The sequence below is a fragment of the Micromonospora sp. DH13 genome (assembly GCF_020873825.1).
GTDB classification, from domain to species: Bacteria; Actinomycetota; Actinomycetes; order Mycobacteriales; family Micromonosporaceae; genus Micromonospora; species Micromonospora haikouensis.
On sequence record NZ_JAHWGR010000141.1, the window covers coordinates 1 to 244 of the forward strand.

Consider the following 244-nt stretch of genomic DNA (forward strand, 5'->3'; position numbering starts at 1 on the left):
GCCGTCGACAAGGGGCCGCCCGGCCGTGACGACGAGTACGGCTACGGGGTCGTGGACCTGGTGGCGGCGCTCACGGCAGACGTACCCCCTCTCGGTTTCGAGTCGGCTACGGCGGGTGCGCCGGGCGGCCAGGAGGTCGAGGCGCTGGGTACGGTCCGGTCATGACGACGAAGTCGCTGCCGCTGACCCCGGAACTGCACGCGTACGTGGTGGCCCACGGCTCCGCCCCGGACGAGGTGATGCG

General features: G+C 72.5%; 2 pseudogenes. Both read left to right on the forward strand.

What is annotated here, in order from left to right:
• A pseudogene (locus LPA42_RS33625) lies at nt 1–93 on the forward strand (peptidase s8 and s53 subtilisin kexin sedolisin); the annotation flags it as partial.
• A gap of 68 nt (nt 94–161) precedes the next feature.
• Nucleotides 162–244, forward strand: a pseudogene (locus LPA42_RS33630) (SAM-dependent methyltransferase); the annotation flags it as partial.